Source organism: Embleya sp. NPDC056575 (assembly GCF_042793325.1).
In the GTDB taxonomy this organism is placed as follows: Bacteria; Actinomycetota; Actinomycetes; order Streptomycetales; family Streptomycetaceae; genus Embleya.
Map to the genome: position 1 here is coordinate 1 of NZ_JBHTVA010000079.1, position 19,712 is coordinate 19,712.

Consider the following 19,712-nt stretch of genomic DNA (forward strand, 5'->3'; position numbering starts at 1 on the left):
CCGCCAGGCCGAGCCCGCCGGCCGCCGCCGCCCCCGCCGCGGCGGCGCCGGCGGCCACGGCGGTACCGCTGAGGAAGATCGGCGAGGTGATGCCGATCAGCGCGAGCGCGATCGGCCCGTACCGGTCGCGCACGTCGGCCATCTCCGCGTAGGTGTCGTGACACCTGCTGCACTTCTTCAGGTGCGCGTCGATGCTCTCCCGGCGCCGCTCCGAGTCCATGCGGTTGCGCAGGTGCCGGCCGTAGTGCCGGGTGAACTTCCTGCACTTCTCGTCGTCGACACCGCCGGTGGCGAACGCCACGAAGTAGTTGTCCTTGAGTTCCTGGCGGGCCCGCTCCAGGATCTTGCGCACGTTGTCCGGGTTCTCGCCGACCAACGGGGCGACCTGGACGGCCTGTTCGCCCTCGATGTCCACGTGCCAGAGCACCGTCCGGGAGCGCTCGGGCAACTCCCGGAACGCCTGGTACGCCAGTCGCGTGTCGTCGGCCCTCACCAGGGGATCCTGGTTCTCGCACGCCGATTCGAAGAGGGCGAAGTCCTCGGTGAGCCATTCGCGCCGATTGTTCCGGGTCCAGCTGATCGCCAGGTGGCGCACGGTGGTGAGCAGGTAGGCCCGGAACGCCTCCCGGGGCCCGCCGCCCGCCCGCAGCGCCTCCAGGGTGGCCGCGAAAGCGTCGGCGCACAGGTCGTCGGCGGCCTCGGGGGTGCGGGTGCAGGTGCGGGCGAAGGCCCGTACCGAGCGCACGTGTCGCTGGTACAGCGGACCGTAGGCGTTGCCGTCGCCGGCGCGTACCCGCTCGGCCAACTCCAGGTCCGAGGGCCCCTCGCACACGGGTACCGCCTCGTCGTCCCGCGCTGGGCGCCAGGCACGGTCGACGCCCGATTCGGGCGTGAAGGGGTCGGTCGTTGCGGCGTGGGCCGACCCGGGCTGGGCCGGTTCGGCTGCGGCCGGCTCGGCGGGCCCGAAGTCGCCGTCGTACGTCCGAGGGTGATGCACGCCGCGCTGGCCGGGGACGAAGGGGGCGCCGGATCCGGTCGCCTCCGCGGCGCCGCCACCCATGTCGCCGCCGCTGGGGTCCGGGGTCGCCGAGTCGTCCTCGCGTGCCACCGTTTGCCCCCTTGTGCCCTTGCCGTGCCCGATCGTTCGCACAGCATCGTGACCATCCGGCCACGGTCTGTCCAGAAGCGGTGGGCCCCGGCAAGGCACCCGGAGTGCGCTCCGGCGCAGGTGGTGCGACACGGGCGCGGATGGTCGAGGTCCGCGCCCGTGTCGACGGTGGAACCGCGGCCGGGGTGACGCTGCGTCGTTCGGGTGACGAACGGGGGTGCGAAGAGGTGGTTCGTCACGGTGCTATCGCCCCGTCGTGCCCGGTGCGGTGGTCAGGCGCACGCTCGACCGGGGGATCCGCGGCGCGCCGCCGGGCGCTCCGCCGGGGCCGTCCAGGGGGTCGACGGGGGCGCGGCACAACCGGTCGAGCCGGTCGGGCAGTTCCGGGTCGTCGCCGTCGAGCAGGGCCATCAGCCGGCCGGGCGGCACCGCGTAGGCGAGGTCGCCCAGGGTCCGTTCCAGGTGGCGGGCGGTGAGCAGCAGGTGGCGCAGGTGCCCCCACAGCAGCGACTCGGGCACCTCCAGGCGCACCACGACGATGCGCACGTGTTCGCCGGCGGCGGTGCGCTCGACGAGGCGCTGCTGGAGGAGGGCGGCGGAGGGGAGTTCGGTGATCGGGTCGGTGCCGGGGGGCAGGGTGCCGGGCGGGTTGGCCCGGGCGCGGGTGCTCAGGTAGGCCTGGACGAGCGGGCCGGGGGCGCTGTGCGCGAGGCCGCACAGGAACAGCGCGTCCAGTTCGGCCAGGGCCACGTCCAGCGGGATCTCGGCGGCGGCCCGGTCCCGGGCCAGGGCCAGGCAGGCGGCGTGGACCAGGCCGCCGCGGACGAAGGCGTCCAGGCACTGCTCGACGGCGTCGCTGTGCCAGGCGACCCGGGTGGGCCAACCGGCCCGCAAGGTCACCCGCTGCCACTCGCCTCGGAGCCAGTCGCGGTCGGGTTGGGCGGTGATCGGGGTGTCACACTCGGTACGCATGGCGGTCGAGAGCAGTCTTTGCGACGAACGTGACAAAGTTCGCCGAAGATTTCTTGAATGTGACCCAGGTCACATTCGCGCCTGTGCGCCCGGCGCGTTCCGGAGCGACCCTTTCGAGTGGCCGGCCGCCGTCCTCAGGTGGAGATTTCGGGCATCACCGGCGGGCGGCGAGCACGTCGAGCAGCCGGTGCACCGGCCCGGTGAGGCCCCACTGCCGGCGCAGCGCGTCCAGCGCCTGCGGATCGGCCGGTTCGGTGGGCAGCGGCCGGTCCCACTCGGCCGCCGGCGGCAGCGGGACGTCGCGCACCACGCGCACCACGCCGGGCGCCACGTCGAGGTAGTCGCTCGCCTCGACGATCCGCGCCCGCCGGGCCGGGGTGAGCCTGGCCCGGGGGTCGGCCGCCGCCCGGCGCACCCCCGCCAGGTCGCCGTATTCGACGATCAACTGGGCGGCGGTCTTGTCCCCGATGCCCTTGACCCCCGGCAGCCCGTCGCTGGCGTCGCCGCGCAGCGTGGCGAAGTCGGCGTAGGCCGACGCGGGTACGCCGTAGCGGGCCAGCACCGCCGCCTCGTCGATCACCTCGTGCGCGGCCACACCCTTGACCGTGTAGAGCACCCGGACCGAGCGCGCGTCGTCGACGAGCTGGAACAGGTCCCGGTCGCCGGTGACGACGTCCACCGCCGTCGGCGCCCGGGTGGCCAGCGTGGCGATCACGTCGTCGGCCTCGAAGCCCGCGACCCCCACGCGCGGGATGCCCAGCGCGTCCAACGTCTGTTCGATCACCGGCACCTGCGGGCCGAGCGTGTCCGGGATCTCCTCCTCGTCGGGACCGATCTCCTCGGCGACCCGGTGCGCCTTGTAGGACGGGATCGCGTCGACCCTGAACTGCGGTCGCCAGTCGGCGTCCATGCACGCGACCAGCCGGGTCGGCTCGCGGTCCTCGACCAGGCGGGTGATGAAGTCGAGCAGGCCGCGTACGGCGTTGACGGGCGTGCCGTCGGGGGCCTTGACGGATTCCGGGACGCCGAAGTAGGCGCGGAAGTACAGGGACGCGGTGTCGAGGAGCATCAGACGTTCGGTCACGAGCCCGATCATGCCGCACCGCACCGACGCGGGACCCTATCTTCGTGCGGTCGTGCGTCGTGCGGTCGTGCGGTCGTGCGGGTCGCGCCGGCCCGCCCGCCGGCGCCGGCGTCAGTCGGCGAACTCGTCCAGGACTTCCTGGAGGGTGTCGCGCACCCCGAGGACGTCGATCAGGCCGGTCATCCGCAACGTCGCCCGCACGTTGCGGTCGGGCGCGGCCAGCCGCAGTTCGCCGGAGAACGCGTGCATCGACTTGAACGCGTCTATCAGCACACCCAGGCCGACCGAGTCGCAGAAGTTCAGCCCGGTGGCGTCCACCACCACCCGGCGACACCCGCCGTCGATCAACTCGATCAGGGTGCGGTGCAACAACGGGGCGTTGTGCAGGTCCAGTTCGCCGGCCAGGTGGACGACCGCACAACCGCGCCAGATCGTCACCCCGGTGACGGGATGTTCCTGCCCGAGGGTGCCCAAGCGCGCGATCATGGCTGCGACCTTTCACCGGCCGGACGTACCGCCGCGCCGATACGGCGCCGGCAATGGGCATTGTGGGCCATCCGGAGTGGTGCCGGACAGCCCCTCAACGGGTCGTTTTTTGTGTGGTGGGTCGAACGAGTGGGTCTTGTCCGGGTAATGGCAGGTCGGTTCGGGTGCCGGCGGCCGATCCGAAGGGCCGCGTCGGGTCCGGGTTTCGGGTTCGCGGCCTACAGGAACGTGTGGCCCTCGCCCCGATACGTGGGCACCGTACGCACCACCCGGTCGCCCTCGACCAGATGCAGCGCGTCGAAACGCTCGCACAACTCGCCTGCCTTCGCGTGCCGGAACCACACCGAGTCGCCGATCCGCAGATCGTCGGCCGGCGCGCCGCGCAGCGGGGTCTGCACCTCGCCCGCGGCCTCCTGCGCGTGGTACGTCAGGCCCGCGGGCAGGTACGGCTGGGGCAGCCGGTCGGGCGCGGGTACGCCGGACGCGGGGTAGCCGCCGCCGAGCACGGTCACGCAGCCGTGGCCGGGCCGGCGCACCACCGGCAGGGCGAACAGCGCGGCGGGCCGGCCCCGGAAGGCGCTGTAGTGGTCGAACAGGCGCGGCTGGAACAGCCCGGAGCCGGCTGCGACCTCGGTGATCGAGGTCTCCGCCACGGTGCGCTCCACGCTGCCGGTACCGCCGCCGTTGACGAACTCCAGCGGCGCGACCGCCCGCACCGCGCGCACGATGTCCGCCCGGCGTCGGCGCAGTTCGACGCCCGAGCGCGCCTGCATCACCCGCACCACCCGGCCATACAGCGCGCGGCCCTCGGGCGCGTCGCCGACACCCGCGATGTGCGCCTCGTAGGCCATCAGGCCGACCAGCCGAAAGCCCGGCCGCCGCACGACCGCCTCGGCGACCGCGGCCACCTGCTCCGGGGTGCGCAGCGGCGAGCGGTGCGCGCCGATGTGCACCCGGCCGCCGAGGAGCTGCCAGGAGGTGTCGATGTCCAGGCACACCCGCACCTCGGCCCGGGGCCGCACGTCGGCGAGCGCGCGCTCGATCAGGTCCAGCTGCGCCGGGTCGTCGATCATGACCGTCACCCGCGCGGCGGCCTCGGCGTCGGCCGCCAGCCGGCGATACGCCGCGCGGTCGACGGAGGGGTAGGCCACCAGGATGTCGGTGACGCCCTCGGCGGCCAGCCACAGGCCCTCGGGCAGGGTGAAGGCCATCACGCCGCGGTAGCCGTCCATGGCCAGCACCTCGCGCAGCAGCGGCAGGCAGCGCACCGACTTGCTGGCCACCCGCACCGGCGTGCCGGCCGCGCGGCGCACCAGGTCCGCGGCGTTGGCCCGGAAGGCGTCCAGGTCGACGATCGCGAAGGGGGCGTCCAGGTGCGCGGTGGCCCGGTCGTAGCGGGACCGGTCGGCGCTCGCGGTCGGCGTCGGGGCGGGAGCGGACACGGGGGGCGCGGCGGAGACCATTGCCGCAGCCTGCCAGATCGACGTACCGATCGGTAGCACTCACGGGTAGGACTTGCCGGGAGGAAGTGGGGGTGGGGCTCGTGGTGGCTTGTGGTCACTCGTGATGGCTCGTGATGACTTGTGATGGCTCATGGTGGCTCGTGATTACTTGTGATGGCTCATGGTGGCTCGTGATGACTCGTGATGACTCGTGATGGTTCGTGATGACTCGTGATGGCTCGTGGTGGCTCGTCGGGCGGTCCGGGTCCGGCTGCGCCGAGTCGCGCCGACGGGGCGTTGACGGTGCGTTAGCTTGACCGTATGAGTCACCCCGAGCGGGTGCGGGCGCTCGACCTGATCGACCGGGTCCTGGACCCGGGCAGCTTCCGGGCCTGGAACGACCCGCTGCCGACGCTCGCCGCCCCGGACCCGGACTACGCGGCCGAACTGGCGGCGGCCCGCGAGCGCACCGGCCTGGACGAGGCGCTGGTCACCGGCGAGGGCCGCATCCACGCGCGCCGGGTCGCGGTGGTGGCCTGCGAGTTCGACTTCCTGGCCGGCTCGATCGGCGTCGCCGGGGCGGAACGGCTCACCCTCGCGGTCGAACGCGCCACCGCCGAGCGCCTGCCGCTGGTCGCCTCGCCCACCTCGGGCGGCACCCGCATGCAGGAGGGCACCGTCGCGTTCCTGCAGATGGTCAAGATCTCCGCGGCGGTGGCCGCGCACCGCGCCGCGGGTCTGCCGTACCTGGTCTATCTGCGCCACCCCACCACGGGCGGCGTGTTCGCGTCCTGGGGCTCGCTCGGCCACGTCACCGCCGCCCAGCCCGGCGCGCTGATCGGCTTCCTCGGGCCGCGGGTGTTCCAGGCCCTGCACGATCGCCCGTTCCCCGGCGGGGTCCAGGTCGCGGAGAACCTGTACGAGCACGGGCTGATCGACGCGGTGGTGCCGCCGGAGGAACTGCGCCGGGTGGTGATCCGGGTCTTCGACGTGCTCGGCCCGGGCGCCGCGCCGCCGGGGCCGCCGGGGTCGTCCGTAGCGCCCGTGCCGCCCGTGCCGCGGGGGCCGTCGGGGCCGTCCGGGTCGGCCGCCGAGGTCGTGGCCGAACCGGCGCCCGACGTGCCGGCCTGGACGTCGGTGCGGCGCTCGCGCGATCCGCGCCGGCCGGGCCTGCGCACGCTGCTGCGACACGGCGCGTGCTCGGTCACCCCGCTGCGCGGGACGGGGGAGGGGGAGAGCGAACCGGCGCTGCGCCTGGTGCTGGCCCGGTTCGGGGTCGGGGCCGGCCCCGGGGCGCCGTGCGTGGTGCTGGGCCAGGACCGCACCCGGCAGAGCGAACACGGTCCGTTCGGCCCGGCGGGGCTGCGCCAGGCCCGGCGCGGAATGCGGCTGGCGGCCGAGTTGGGGCTGCCGCTGGTGACCGTGGTGGACACCGCCGGGGCGGCGCTGTCCCCGGAGGCGGAGGAGGGTGGGCTGGCCGGGGAGATCGCCCGGTGCCTGGCCGAGCTGGTGCTGTTGCCCGCGCCGACGGTGTGCCTGCTGCTGGGACAGGGCTCCGGCGGCGGCGCCCTCGCGCTGCTGCCGGCCGACCGGGTCGTCTGCGCCCAACACGGCTGGCTGTCGCCGCTGCCCCCCGAGGGCGCGTCGGCGATCCTGTACCGCACCACCGATCGCGCCGCCGAGATCGCCGGCCGCCAGGGCATCCGGGCCGCCGACCTGCAGCGCAACGCCATCGTCGACCGCGTGGTCCCCGAACACCCGGACGCGGCCACCGAACCTGTGGCGTTCGTACGACGAGTGGCGGAAGCGCTTCGGGAGGAACTCGACAGTCTGCGAACGATGGACACGTCGACTCGGTTGGCGGGCAGGCGATTGCGTTACCGGGGGTTGGGGCTTTGATCACGTGACCAGGGGGGTGGGCGGCCTTGGCCTCGGCTCGGGCTCCGGCCCCGGCTCCGGCCTCGGCCTCGGCTCCGGCCCTGGCCTCGGCTCCGGCCCTGGCCTCGGCCCCGGCCTCGGCTCCGGTCTTGGCCTCGGCTCCGGCCCTGGCCTTGGCCCCGGCCTCGGCTCCGGTCTTGGCCTCGGCCTCGGCTCGGGCTCCGGCTCCGGCCTCGGTTCCGGCCTCGGCTCGGGCTCCGGCTCCGGCTCCGGCCTCGGTTCCGGCCCCGGCTCGGGCTCCGGCCCCGGCCTCGGCTCCGGCTCCGGCCTCGGCTCCGGCCCCGGCTCGGGCTCCGGCCCCGGCCTCGGCTCCGGCTCCGGCCTCCGCCCCGCCCCCATCTCGACGCGGCATACCGGAACGGCCTCCGGCTGCGACTCGGACATGCACGGAAGGCGTGGCGGGGCGCTCCTTGGGGCGCGTCAGCGGCCCCGCGACTTGGGCTGCCTCGCGCATCTGGGGGCGCGGCTTTGTGGTGTGTCAGCGGCCTGCGGCTTGGGCTGCTTCGCGCATCTGGTGGGCACACGTTTGTAGCGCGTGGGCATCCTGCGACTCGGCCGCCCTACACCCGACGTGTATTCCCGTTGGCGCGTCAGCGCCCACGACTCGGGCCGACCCTGGAGATCGACGCGCGGAGCGCGGAGAGCGGCGGAGCCGCGAAGTTCGGGTCGGGTGGCCCGGAGCGAAGCGGAAGGACGCCCGGCCCCGAGCGAGGGGCCGCTTTTTTCTCGGAGGAGCGAAGCGGGGGAGAGAAAAAAGTGGTGCCTCGCGAGCCGGCGCGAAGCGCCCGATAAGAAGCAAGGGCGCGGGATACGAGTTTGGTTGTTTGGGTGGCTTGTGTTGCGGGTGTGGTTGCTTGGGTGGCTTCTCTTGCGAGTTTGGTTGTTTGGGTGGCTTGTGTTGCGGGTGTGGTTGCTTGGATGGCTCTCCTGCGAGTTTGGTTGCTTGGTCGGCTCGTGTCGCGATCCTGGCTTCGCGCCTTGCTCGCCCCGCGACTCCGGCCGGGCCATGGCGGCCTCCGGGGTCCTGTCGGGGTGGTTGTGGAGTGGTTGCTCCTCCGCTGCGCTCCGTCGGGGGCGGAAGCGCGGGGGGCGTTGCCGCTGCGCGGCGCCTTGGGGATTCCGGCTCCGCTTCGCTCCACCGGTGGCGGAGGGGCGCGGCTCCGCTTCGCTCCACCGAGGAGCCTTCGTCCGCCCGCCTTGTGCCCCGGGTGGCCGGGTTGCCTCGTGCCGTCTCGTTGGTGTGTCGAACCCGGTGCCTCGGTGGGCGCCTGTGCACGATGGATGCCTGCGCGGCAGGGGCGGGGCAAGTGGGTGACCTTGGATTCACTCGAATGGGTGAGCGTGGTGGGAGTCCCCAACGGCAAATCCCGTCGGACCTACGCTGAACGCGGTTCGGGATCCGCGCCGGTTTCAGCCCGATCCGTCCGAGCACGGGCCAGGACGGGCCGGCTCGGCCCGGCGCCTCGTCCGGCTTCCCGGGGCCGTGGCGGCTCGATCGCGCCGTCGCGGGTCGGGTGCGGGGCGGGCGGAGCCGGACCTCGATAGGGAGGTCGCGGGTCGGCAAGTGGTCGCCGACCCGCGATGCTCCCGGGGGCCGGTCCGGGGTGGTGGCGGCGGTTGGGCGGTGGCCTACAGTCGACGGGTGGATTTCAGCGGCAAGAGCATTCCCGACACCGGATTCCCCGACGACGACGGCAGCGCGCACCCCGCGCTGGCACAGGCGCTGGCGGCGCCGGAGGTGGACGACGAGGCGGTCTCCCGGGCCCTGTGCGAGGCGCGACTGCTGGTCCCGGTGGTGGCGATCCTGACCGAGGAGGAGGACGTCGCCCCGGGGGAGTTGCGGCGGGAGAAGTCCAGCGACATGGCGGTGCCCACGATCCAGGGTCCGGATGGGCGGCGGGCGCTGCCGGCGTTCACCTCGGTTGCGGCGCTGGCGCGTTGGCGGGCGGACGCCCGGCCGATCCCGGTCGAGGCCGCGCGCGCCGCGCACGCCGCGTACGCGGAGGAGGCGGACACGCTGTTGCTCGACCTGGCCGGGCCTCATCCGTACGAGGTTTCGGGCAGTCGGCTGCGGGCGGTGGCCGAGGGGCGGGCGCATCTGGCTCCGCACCGGGATCCGGAGGTGCTGGGCGCGGTGCGGGAGGCGGTGCACTCCGAGAGCGCTGTGTCGGCGGTGTACCTGACTGAGAGCGGCGGCAACGATCTGACGCTGAGCCTGGTGGCGGCGGCGTCGCCGATCGAGGTGACGGAGGCCGCGCGGCGGATCGTGGGGCGGTTGGCCGAGGATGACGTGATTCGGGCCCGGCTGGATCGTGGGCTCGACCTGGCGATGTTGCCGCCGGGTGCTTCGCTGGAGGTGGAGCCGCTCTTTTCGCGATAGACGCGACCGGGGTTCGTTCTCGAGCGGTGGATGGGCTGGTGGGGTCGGGTTGCCCCCGGGGCTGGGGTGCGGCTTGTTTTTCCTCGAGTGTCGGGTGGGCTGGATTGGGGCTGGGGCGTTTGGTTTTTGGGGGTGGGGTGGGGTGGTGGGGTTGGGGGCCGGGCCGGGTGGGCCGGCCCGGCTTGGGGTTAGTGGACTGGGCCTGTGAGTTTTTCGCCTGGGCCCTTTCCGGGGACGTCCGGGTATGTGGAGGCTTCGCGGAAGGCCAGCTGGAGGGTTTTGAGGCCGTCGCGCAGGGGGGCCGCGTGATGGGAGCCGACTTCCGGGGCCGCGGCGGTGACCAGGCCCGCCAGGGCGGTGATCAGTTTGCGGGCCTCGTCGAGGTCCTTGTGCGCCTCGCCGTCCTCGGCCAGGCCCAGTTTGACCGCCGCCGCGCTCATCAGGTGGACGGTCACCGTGGTGATGACCTCGATGGCCGGTACATCCGCGATGTCGCGGGTCTTCGCGTCGACGTCGCCGGTCGGGCCGGGTGCAATATGGGGGGCGCTCTCGCTCATGGGGACCAGTCTCGGGTATGCCCCCGAATCGGGGAACAACGGGGCCCTTCGGCATGTTCGAGCCAGTGGTAGAGTGGTGTATCGACCGACCGGGCATCTGCATGCCCGGCCTGCAAGCGGAGGCTCCGTCTCCCACCCGATCGACCTCACGGACGACGGGTACCGGTCCGGTGCGACGCACTTCGTGTGCGTCCGTTCCACGTTTGCCGCCCTGTGGGCGGCTTCGTCAGCCGGTGGTGGAGCCTCGCATGCAACCGTGCGAGGCTTTTTCGCGTTGCCTGGATGGCTTTGCGGAGAACCTGGCTCGGGGGGAAGTGACACCGAGACACATGTGACCGCTTCGCCCGCGGTCGCTTCAGGTATGAGGAGGCCCCATCAGCGCCGAGCCCCGCATCAACGACCGGATTCGCGTCCCCGAGGTGCGACTCGTTGGTCCTGGCGGCGAGCAGGTCGGAATCGTCCCGCTGGCCAAGGCCATGGAACTTGCCCAGGAGTACGACCTCGACCTCGTAGAGGTCGCGGCCAACGCCCGGCCGCCGGTCTGCAAGCTCATGGACTACGGCAAGTTCAAGTACGAGTCGGCCATGAAGGCCCGTGAGGCGCGCAAGAACCAGGCGCACACGGTCATCAAGGAGATGAAGCTCCGGCCGAAGATCGACCCGCACGACTACGACACCAAGAAGGGTCACGTCGAGCGGTTCCTGAAGCAGGGCGACAAGGTCAAGATCACGATCATGTTCCGTGGTCGCGAGCAGTCCCGGCCCGAACTGGGTTACCGACTGCTGCAGCGTCTCGCGACGGACGTCCAGGAGCTCGGGTTCATCGAATCGAACCCGAAGCAGGACGGCCGCAACATGATCATGGTTCTCGGCCCGCACAAGAAGAAGACCGAGGCCATGGCCGAGGCTCGCGAGGCCCAGGCGGCGCGCAAGGACGCGCGTCGGGTGGCCGTCGAGTCCGGGGACGAACGCCCCGACGAGTCGGAAGCCGGCAAGGCCGAGGCCGCCGCTCAGGCCGCCGAAGCCCCCGTCGAGTCCGACGCGGAGCCGAAGGCCGAAGAGCAGGTCTGACCCGGAACGGGTCGCCCCGCGCCGATTTGCACACACACCTGTGCCTGCCCGGTGGTACCGGGCGGGTACGGCACGACGAGGAGACTGCGGCGACATGCCGAAGAACAAGACCCACAGCGGTGCCAGCAAGCGCTTTCGTATCACCGGCTCCGGCAAGGTGCTGCGCCAGCGTGCGGGTCGCCGTCACCTTCTCGAACACAAGCCCTCGACCCTGACCCGGCGCCTCGCCGGTGTCGTCGAGGTGGCCCCGGCCGACGCCAAGAAGATCAAGAAGCTGCTCAAGAAGTAGTAGTAGGCAGCAGTCGTCGCACCGGCTGACGAGAACCCACCGGTCGGCGACAGGCGACGGTCCCAGACTTACCCGGGCCGCGGTCGACACACCGCGGTCTGACATCAAGGAGTTCATCAAGTGGCACGCGTCAAGCGGTCGGTCAACGCCCACAAGAAGCGCCGCGTCATCCTCGAGCGGGCGTCCGGCTACCGCGGCCAGCGGTCCCGTCTGTACAGGAAGGCCAAGGAGCAGGTCACCCACTCCATGGTCTACAACTACAACGACCGCAAGAAGCGGAAGGGGGACTTCCGTCAGCTGTGGATCCAGCGCATCAACGCCGCTGCCCGCCTGAACGGGATGACCTACAACCGCTTCGTGCAGGGCCTCAAGGCCGCCGGTGTGGAGATCGACCGCAAGATGCTCGCCGAGCTCGCGGTCAACGACGCCCCGGCGTTCGCCGCCCTCGTCGAGGTAGCGCAGAAGGCCCTCCCGGCCGACGTCAACGCGAAGAAGGAAGACGCCGCGGCCTGATCGTCGACAAACGTCGTCGATGTCGCAGCACTTCCCAGACCGTTGCAGGTCGAGAGCAGAGAACGGTAACGCGATGGCGAGCCCCGAGCTGACGTCCACCCGATCACCACGAGTGGCGGCGGCTCGGCGGCTCGCCAAACGCGCTTTCCGGGCCCGGGAGCGGTTGTTCCTGGCCGAGGGACCGCAGGCGGTGCGCGAGGCGGTGGCCCTGCCGGGCACGCTGCGTGAGATGTACATCACCCCCGAGGTGGCCGAGCGCTATCCCGATCTGGTCGCCGGCGCGCACGAGGCCCGGGTGCCGGTGTTCACCGCCACCGACGAGGTCGTCGCCGCGATCAGCCAGACCGTCACCCCCCAGGGCGTGGTGGCGCTGTGCCGGTTCGTGGACGTGCCCCTGGAACACGCGATGGCCGCGCGGCCGCACCTGGTCGCGGTGTTGGCCAACGTGCGTGACCCCGGCAACGCGGGCACCGTACTGCGCGCGGCGGACGCGGCCGGCGCCGAGGCGGTCGTCCTCACCGACGCCTCCGTGGACCCGTACAACCCCAAGGCCGTGCGCGCCTCGGTGGGCAGCCTCTTTCATCTGCCTGTCGTCACCGGCGCCCGGATCGAGGACACCGTCGCCGCGTTGCGCGCCGCCGGGATGCGGATCCTGGCCGCGGACGGCGCGGGCGAGGCCGATCTGGACGGCGAACTGGACGCGGGCGGGCTCGCCGGACCCACCGCGTGGATATTCGGCAACGAGGCGTGGGGGCTCCCCGAGGAGACCCGCGCGCTGGCCGACGCCGTGGTGCGGGTGCCGATCCACGGACGGGCCGAGAGTCTGAACCTGGCGACCGCCGCGGCCGTTTGTCTGTATGCCTCCGCCCGCGCGCAACGCGGACACGGGGGCTGCCGCTCCGGCGCGCGAAACGCGCGATGACCCCGACGTACTCGGCTTGACCGGCGAGTGCCGGGGAACGAGTCGGTTGCGTCCGGCGCACCCGGACGGCACGCTGCGCCTTGGGATAGTGTGTCCGGCCCGGAACTCCCTCGGGCCCGAAACGGGAAGGGGGCCGATGGACGCCGACATGCTGCCCGACGGCCTGGTGGTCGCCGACGAGAACGGCACGGTGGTCACCTTCAACACCGCCGCCGCCCGGATCACCGGGACGCGTCCCGAGGACGCGCTCGGCAAACACATCGCCGACGCGCTGCCGCTGGAGGACATCGAGGGCCGGCGCTGGTGGGTGTGCACCGACCCGTACGGCGGACTGTCCACCCGGACCCGCCAACCCGAGCGCAACCTGCTGCTCGCCGGACGGGAGATCCTGGTCACCGCGTCCTACGTGCGCGCCGACGGGCCGCGCGGGCCGCTGAGCAAGCTCGTGGTGTCGCTGCGCTGCACCGACGCGCGTAGGCGGATCGAGCGCGGCCACTCCGACCTGATCGCCACCGTCGCGCACGAGTTGCGCTCGCCGCTCACCTCGGTCAAGGGCTTCACCGCGACGCTGCTCGCCAAGTGGGAGCGGTTCACCGACGAGCAGAAGCGGCTGATGCTGGAGACGGTCGACGCCGACGCGGACCGGGTCACCCGCCTGATCACCGAACTCCTGGACATCTCCCGGATCGACGCGGGCCGGCTGCAACTCAACCGCCAGGTCGTCGACATGGAGGAGGCGGTACACCGGCACCTGCGCGCGCTCGAATGCAACGGCCTGCCGGACGAGCGCTTCGTGGTCGTGGTGGACGGGCCGTTGCCCCGCATGTGGCTCGACGCCGACAAACTCGACCAGATTCTCGGCAACCTGCTGGAAAACGCGGTGCGCCACGGCGCGGGAACCGTCACCATCGAGATGCGCGCGGTCTCCATCGGGTCCGCGCCCGGTGCGTACGGGACGGAGATCACGGTGAGCGACGAGGGCCCGGGCATTCCGGACGAACTCCTCGAGCGCGTCTTCACCCGCTTTTGGCGCGGCAACCGCCGCGGTGGCACCGGCCTGGGGCTGTACATCGTCAAGGGCCTGGTCCAGGCGCACGCGGGCACCATCGGCGTGGATCGCGCCGAGTGCGGCGGGGCCCGATTTCGATTCACCCTGCCGGCCGCGATGCCGGACGTCCTCATGTAGCGCTGCCCGCGCGGAGGAGGTCCCACCCACGTCGTCGCGGTCCGGCGGCCGCGGACACGCACGCCCATCGGGCGTCAGTAAACTCGGAGCGCGGACGTCGCAGGACGTCATTGCCGCCTCCACCACCGGCGGATCCCCCACAGGAGCACTGGACACAGATGTCGGCACCGAACAAGTCGTACGACCCGGTCGAGGTCGAGGCGTTGAAACCCGAGGAAGTCGAGCGGGCCAGGGACGCGGCGCTCGCCGCGGTCGCGGCCGCCGCCGACCTGGCCGCGCTGCAGGAGGCGAAGGTCGCGCACACCGGCGACCGCTCGCCGCTGGCGCTGGCCAACCGCGAGATCGGCGCGCTCCCGCCGCAGGCCAAGGCCGAGGCGGGCAAGCGCGTCGGCCAGGCCCGCGGCGCGGTCAAGCAGGCCCTGGAGCGGCGCCTGGTCGAACTGGAGGCGGAGCGTGACGCGCGCGTGCTCGTCGAGGAGGCCGTCGACGTCACGCTGCCGTGGGACCGTGCCCCGCGCGGCGCCCGGCACCCGCTGACCACGCTCTCCGAGCGCATCGAGGACCTGTTCGTGGCGATGGGCTACGAGGTCGCCGAGGGCCCGCAGGTCGAGGCCGAGTGGTACAACTTCGACGCGCTCAACATCCTGCCGGACCACCCCGCGCGGACCATGCAGGACACCTTCTTCGTGCGCGCCGAGGACGGCTCCGCGGACTCCGGCGTGGTGCTGCGCACGCACACCTCGCCCGTGCAGATCCGCACCATGCTCACCCGCACGCCGCCGATCTACGTGATCTGTCCGGGTCGGGTGTACCGCACCGACGAGCTGGACGCCACGCACACCCCGGTGTTCGGCCAGATCGAGGGCCTGGCCGTCGACAAGGGCCTGACCATGGGCGACCTCAAGGGCACGCTCGACCACTTCGTGCAGGCCATGTTCGGCGAGGGCATCGTCACCCGGCTGCGCCCGTCGTACTTCCCGTTCACCGAGCCCTCCGCCGAGCTCGACCTCAAGTGCTTCGTGTGCCGGGGCGCCTCGGTGGGCGACCCCGAGCACCCGTGCCGGACCTGCCGGTCCGAGGGCTGGATCGAGTGGGGCGGCTGCGGCATGGTCAACCCGCGCGTGCTGATCGCGTGCGGCATCGACCCCGAGGTGTACAGCGGCTTCGCGTTCGGTGTGGGTCTGGAGCGCGCGCTGATGTTCCGGCACAACGTCGAGGACATGCGGGACATGGTCGAGGGTGACGTCCGGTTCACCCTCCCGTTCGGGATGGAGATCTGATGCGGGTCCCGCTTTCGTGGTTGCGGGAGTACGTCGACCTCCCCGCCGGCGAGTCCGGGCGCGACGTCGCCGACAAGCTCGTGGCGCTGGGCCTCGAGGTCGAGACGGTCGAACAGCTCGGCGCGGATCTCAAGGGTCCGCTCGTGGTCGGCCGGGTGCTCGAGATCGAGGAGCTGGAGGGCTTCAAGAAGCCGATCCGGTTCTGCAAGGTCGACGTCGGCGACGCCAACGGCACCGGCGAGCCGCAGGAGATCATCTGCGGCGCGCGCAACTTCGAGGTCGACGACAAGGTCGTGGTGATCCTGCCGGGCGGCGTGCTGCCCGGCCCGTTCGAGATCACCGAGCGCAAGACCTACGGGCGCGTGTCGCGCGGGATGATCTGCTCGGCCCGCGAGCTGGGCATGGGCGACGACCACGACGGCATCATCGTGCTGCCGATCGAGGCGCAGATCGGCGCGGACGCGATCGAACTGCTCGGCCTGGTCGACGAGGTGCTCGACATCGCGGTCACCCCGGACCGCGGCTACTGCCTGTCGATGCGCGGTGTGGCCCGCGAGGCGGCGATCGCCTACGGGCAGCCGTTGCGCGACCCGGCGCTGCTGGACGTGCCCGACGCCAACGGGTACGGCTACCCGGTGCGGGTCGAGGACTCGGCCGGCTGCGACCGCTTCGTGGCGCGCACCGTGGTCGGCGTCGACCCCGACGCGCCCTCGCCGCTGTGGGTGCAGCGCCGCGTGCAGATGAGCGGCATGCGGCCGATCTCGCTGGTCGTGGACGTGACCAACTACGTCATGCTCGAACTGGGCCAGCCGCTGCACGCCTACGACCGGGGCCGGCTGCAGGGTCCGATCGTGGTGCGCCGCGCGCAGGCCGGCGAGAAGCTGACCACCCTCGACGACGTCGAGCGCACGCTCGACCCCGAGGACCTGCTGATCTGCGACAACCGCGGGCCGATCGGCCTCGCGGGCGTGATGGGCGGCGAGAGCACCGAGATCGGCGGCGACACGAGCGACATCGTGATCGAGGCCGCGCACTTCGACCCGGTGGCCATCGCGCGCACCGCGCGTCGGCACAGGTTGTCCTCGGAGGCGTCGCGCCGGTTCGAGCGCGGCGTGGACCCGGAGGCGGCCCGCGCCGCGGCGCAGCGCGCGGTCGACCTGCTGGCCGCGCTGGGCGGCGAGCGGGCCCAGGCCGAGGCGGGCGTGACCGAGGTGGACGCGCCGCGCGAGCCGGTGCGGATCACCCTGGCCGCCGACCACGCGGCGAAGGTCGCGGGCGTGCCCTACACCCGCGAGACGGTGGCCCAGCGGCTGCAGGAGGTGGGCTGTTCGGTCGAGGGCATCGACACGCTCACCGTCGGCCCGCCGACCTGGCGTCCCGACCTGACCGACCCCAACGACCTGGCCGAAGAGGTCATCCGGTTGGAGGGCTACGACCGGGTGCCGGCCACGCTGCCGCAGGTGCCGGCCGGGCGCGGGCTGACCGCCGACCAGCGGCGCCGGCGCAGGCTGGGCCGGGCCCTCGCGGGCGCGGGCTACACCGAGGTGCTCAACTACCCGTTCCTGGGGCAGAGCGCGTTCGACGACCTCGGCCTGGCCGAGGACGACGCGCGGCGGCGCACCGTGGTGCTGGTCAACCCGATCTCCGAGGAGGAGCCGGCGCTGCGCACCACGCTGCTGCCGGGCCTGCTGGACACGCTGCGCCGCAACCTCGGGCGCGGCAACACCGATCTCGCGCTGTTCGAGTCGGGTGTGGTCTTCCGGCCGAACGCCTCGACACCGCCCGCGCCCGTGCTCGCCGTGGACCGGCGGCCGAGTGAGGCGGAACTGGCCTCGCTGGCCGCGGCGTTGCCGCACCAGCCGCAACGGATCGCGGTCGTGCTGTCCGGGGAGCGCGAGCGCTCCGGGTGGTGGGGCAAGGGCCGGCCGCAGATCTGGGCGGACGCGATCGAGGCGGCGCGGGTGGTCGCGGACGCCGTCGGGGTCGAGCTGACCGTGCGGGCGGATCGGCACGAGCCGTGGCACCCCGGGCGCTGCGCCGCGCTGGTGGCGACCGCGCCGGACGGGAGCGAGCGGGTCGTCGGGCACGCCGGCGAGCTGCACCCGAGGGTGCTCAAGACGCTGCACCTGCCGGAGCGGGTCGGCGCGATGGAGTTGGACCTGGACCTGCTCACCGCCGACCTGGACGGGGAGCGCCCGGTCCAGGCCGGGCACGTCTCCTCCTACCCGGTGGCCACCCAGGACGTGGCGCTCGTGGTGTCCGACTCGGTGCCGGCCGCCGCGGTGCAGGCCGCGCTGGTCGAGGGGGCCGGGGCGCTGCTCGAATCGGTGCGCCTGTTCGACGTGTACACCGGCTCGCAGGTCGGCGAGGGCAGCAAGTCGCTGGCCTACGCGCTGCGTTTCCGGGCGCGGGACCGCACGCTCACGGTCGAGGAGGCGACGGCCGCGCGGGACGCGGCGGTGGCGCTCGCGGCGGAGCGGACCGGGGCGGTGCTGCGCGGGGCGTGACGCCTCTCGGGCCGGATCGGTCGACGTGGGCCCGCACACCGTGACGGTGTGCGGGCCCATTCGTATGTGCGGGGTGGCCGGTCGGGGGCGGGTGCTCAGGGGTGGGTGGGGGCGGTGGGCAGGACGCCCGGGGCCAGGACGTCGACGCCGCAGATCTGCCTGGCGGCGGCGATCGGGTCGTTGGGGAAACGGAAGGACGTGCGGCGTACGGCGCCGGTGAGATTGGCGACGAAGCGGTGCCGGGTCAGCGGGGCGTGGGTCGAGTCCAGCAGTTCCTTGAGCCGGCCGCGGTTCGTGTCGCCGCAGGTGAGGGTGTAGCGGGCGGCGGCGATGCGGATGGGGTCGATGCCCGGGGGTGGCGGGGCGGCCGGGTCGGCGTACTGGGCGAGCACCCAGGCCGGGTCGATCTGCTTCTCGTGCCCGGGGCGGCCCCGGGTGGACAGCCGTACGTGCGCGGCGAGCGGATAGGCCAGGCCCAGGTCGTCGAGGGCGACGCCGGTGAGCGGGACGGCCGCGCCGAGCATGCCCAGGGAGGGCCACATCGCCACGATCGGCGCGGCGACGTCCGGGCGCAGCGGGGCGTTGAGGGTGTGCGTGGGGGAGCGGTCGACCAGGGTGTGCCGGTATCCCGGGCGGGGGCCGCGGACGACGGTGGGGAAGCCGGGAAAGCCGTCGATGAAGGTGTCGGCGGTGACGGGGTTGGCCACGCCCAGGACGGAGGTGTAGAAGCCGCGTTCGTCGGCGATACCGGCCGGGCCGATGCGGTCGTAGGGGACCCGTAAGGCGGACGCGCACAGCAGGGCCCACGCGGCCAGGGCGGCCACGGCGGGGATCGCGAGTCGGCTCGCCGGGACCATCAGGATCGGCAGGAGCAGGAGGAACAGGCCCGGGAGGAGCATCCGGGCGTGCATGAAGTCGCCGCCGACGCGGACCACGTAGAGCAGCGTGGCGAGACCGCACAGGACGGGGGTGGCGTAGAGGGTGCGGCGCACGCGGGTGCCCGGGGGTGTGGTCGCGGTGGTGGGGGCGGTGCGGCGTCTTGTGGTGAGCACGGCGGTGGCGCCGAGGGCGGTGAGGGTGAGCAGGGGCAGCCACAGGTGGTACGGGTCGGCCAGGTCGCGGACGTAGGCCCAGCCCCGGGTCCAGTCGCTCGCGCCGGCCTCCTTGGTGATCGCGGGCAGGGGGAGCAGGACGCCGTAGTAGCCCATCCGGAAGATCTCGTAGGCCAGCGGGAGCGCGGTCGCGGCGGCGGTGAGGGCCGCCGCGCGGCGGGGGCGTGGGCGGTGGATCAGGGCGAGGGCGGTCAGGAAGCCGAGTGTGGCGATGGCCAGTTCGGGGCGGACCGTCGGGCCCAGGCCCGCCAGGACGGCGAGGCCATACGCGCGGTGGGTGTGCGGGCGCGGGTGTGGGCGGGTGTGCGGGTCGGCGGCGAGGCGGACGAGCAGCCACCAGCAGCCGGCGATCCACAGGGTGGTCAGGCCGGTTTCGAGCCCGGAGGTGGCGAAGTCCCAGGTCGGGGGCAGGGCGAGCAGGATCGCGGCGCCGCAGGGGAGCAGCGGGGTGTGCCCGACGGCGGGCAGGTACAGGCGGCGGCCGGCGTCGGCGGCCAGGAACCAGCCGAGTACGGCGCACAGCAGGCCGAGGCGCACGGCCAGGGGCGCGGGGTCCTGGCCGGTCAGGCGCGTTGCGGCGACCAGGAGCCACTGCCAGAGCGTGCCGGTGGCGGCCTCGGCGCGCTCGCCCGGGTTGAACACGGGGCCGTTGCCGGCCAGGATCTGCCGGACCGGGCGGGTGTAGATCAGGCCGTCGTCGCACAGCCAGCTGCGGCTGCCACCGAGGACGGCGACGAACACGGCGGGCAGCAGGACGGCGGCGATGTTCCACCGGGCGCCGCGTGGTGTGCGCGGGAGAGGGGTGGGGGCGGGGCGGTCGGCGGGCGGTGGGCCGTGGTCGGCCGGGGTGGTGGTCAGGGTCATCG

The 19,712-nt window shown here is 73.0% G+C and carries 16 protein-coding genes; 9 read left to right on the forward strand and 7 right to left on the reverse strand.

Features of this window, described 5'->3' with window-relative positions:
* The 5 genes from ACFRCG_RS40425 to ACFRCG_RS40445 all read right to left on the reverse strand — a co-directional run.
* Positions 1-1,108: RNA polymerase sigma factor (locus tag ACFRCG_RS40425; RefSeq protein ID WP_380040974.1), on the reverse strand; the 1,108-nt coding region annotated here is incomplete at its 3' end.
* A 243-nt stretch (positions 1,109-1,351) separates the two neighbouring features.
* Entirely contained in the window at positions 1,352-2,080 is a 729-nt protein-coding gene (locus ACFRCG_RS40430) for a hypothetical protein (RefSeq protein ID WP_380040976.1), read from the reverse strand.
* A gap of 154 nt (positions 2,081-2,234) precedes the next feature.
* Positions 2,235-3,176, reverse strand: a complete 942-nt coding sequence (locus tag ACFRCG_RS40435) for a 5'-3' exonuclease H3TH domain-containing protein (RefSeq protein WP_380040978.1) — start codon at positions 3,174-3,176, stop codon at positions 2,235-2,237.
* A 99-nt stretch (positions 3,177-3,275) separates the two neighbouring features.
* Entirely contained in the window at positions 3,276-3,650 is a 375-nt protein-coding gene (locus tag ACFRCG_RS40440) for an STAS domain-containing protein (protein WP_020552020.1), read from the reverse strand.
* Positions 3,651-3,868: 218 nt separating this feature from the next.
* Positions 3,869-5,113, reverse strand: coding sequence for an amino acid deaminase/aldolase (locus ACFRCG_RS40445; protein ID WP_380040980.1), 1,245 nt, complete (start codon positions 5,111-5,113; stop codon positions 3,869-3,871).
* A gap of 300 nt (positions 5,114-5,413) precedes the next feature.
* Between ACFRCG_RS40445 and ACFRCG_RS40450 the strand changes: the two genes are divergently transcribed.
* Together ACFRCG_RS40450 and ACFRCG_RS40455 are read left to right on the forward strand one after the other, a co-directional pair.
* Positions 5,414-6,991 carry a carboxyl transferase domain-containing protein gene (locus tag ACFRCG_RS40450; protein WP_380040982.1) on the forward strand — a complete coding sequence of 526 codons (1,578 nt, stop codon included), beginning with the start codon at positions 5,414-5,416 and terminating at the stop codon, positions 6,989-6,991.
* Positions 6,992-8,672: 1,681 nt separating this feature from the next.
* Entirely contained in the window at positions 8,673-9,410 is a 738-nt protein-coding gene (locus ACFRCG_RS40455; protein ID WP_380040984.1) for an SseB family protein, read from the forward strand.
* 188 nt (positions 9,411-9,598) lie between these two features.
* On the opposite strand, the gene ACFRCG_RS40460 is transcribed toward ACFRCG_RS40455, so the two are convergent.
* A complete protein-coding gene (locus ACFRCG_RS40460) occupies positions 9,599-9,967 on the reverse strand; it encodes a DUF1844 domain-containing protein (protein WP_380040986.1) in 369 nt (122 codons plus the stop codon).
* Positions 9,968-10,341: 374 nt separating this feature from the next.
* Between ACFRCG_RS40460 and infC the strand changes: the two genes are divergently transcribed.
* The 7 genes from infC (at position 10,342) to pheT (ending at position 17,734) form a co-directional block, all read left to right on the forward strand.
* Positions 10,342-11,037, forward strand: a complete 696-nt coding sequence (infC, locus tag ACFRCG_RS40465) for a translation initiation factor IF-3 (RefSeq protein ID WP_380041029.1) — start codon at positions 10,342-10,344, stop codon at positions 11,035-11,037.
* A 94-nt stretch (positions 11,038-11,131) separates the two neighbouring features.
* Positions 11,132-11,326 carry a 50S ribosomal protein L35 gene (gene rpmI / locus ACFRCG_RS40470; protein ID WP_078978620.1) on the forward strand — a complete coding sequence of 65 codons (195 nt, stop codon included), beginning with the start codon at positions 11,132-11,134 and terminating at the stop codon, positions 11,324-11,326.
* 120 nt (positions 11,327-11,446) lie between these two features.
* A complete protein-coding gene (gene rplT / locus ACFRCG_RS40475) occupies positions 11,447-11,839 on the forward strand; it encodes a 50S ribosomal protein L20 (RefSeq protein WP_020552013.1) in 393 nt (130 codons plus the stop codon).
* A 73-nt stretch (positions 11,840-11,912) separates the two neighbouring features.
* Positions 11,913-12,761 (forward strand): RNA methyltransferase, encoded by an 849-nt coding sequence (locus ACFRCG_RS40480; protein WP_126636056.1) that lies wholly within the window; start codon positions 11,913-11,915, stop codon positions 12,759-12,761.
* Positions 12,762-12,897: 136 nt separating this feature from the next.
* On the forward strand, positions 12,898-13,947 hold the full coding sequence (locus ACFRCG_RS40485) for an ATP-binding protein (RefSeq protein WP_380040988.1): 1,050 nt from the start codon (positions 12,898-12,900) through the stop codon (positions 13,945-13,947).
* A gap of 158 nt (positions 13,948-14,105) precedes the next feature.
* On the forward strand, positions 14,106-15,227 hold the full coding sequence (pheS, locus tag ACFRCG_RS40490; protein WP_380001047.1) for a phenylalanine--tRNA ligase subunit alpha: 1,122 nt from the start codon (positions 14,106-14,108) through the stop codon (positions 15,225-15,227).
* Complete coding sequence (gene pheT, locus ACFRCG_RS40495; RefSeq protein WP_380040990.1) at positions 15,227-17,734, forward strand: phenylalanine--tRNA ligase subunit beta; 2,508 nt, start codon at positions 15,227-15,229, stop codon at positions 17,732-17,734. Before pheS ends, pheT begins: the two co-directional genes overlap by 1 nt.
* A 95-nt stretch (positions 17,735-17,829) precedes the next feature.
* Here the strand turns inward: pheT and ACFRCG_RS40500 are convergent, their stop codons facing one another.
* Positions 17,830-19,710: a hypothetical protein gene (locus ACFRCG_RS40500; RefSeq protein WP_380040992.1), complete on the reverse strand. Its 1,881-nt coding sequence runs from the start codon at positions 19,708-19,710 to the stop codon at positions 17,830-17,832.
* Positions 19,711-19,712: the final 2 nt, after the last annotated feature.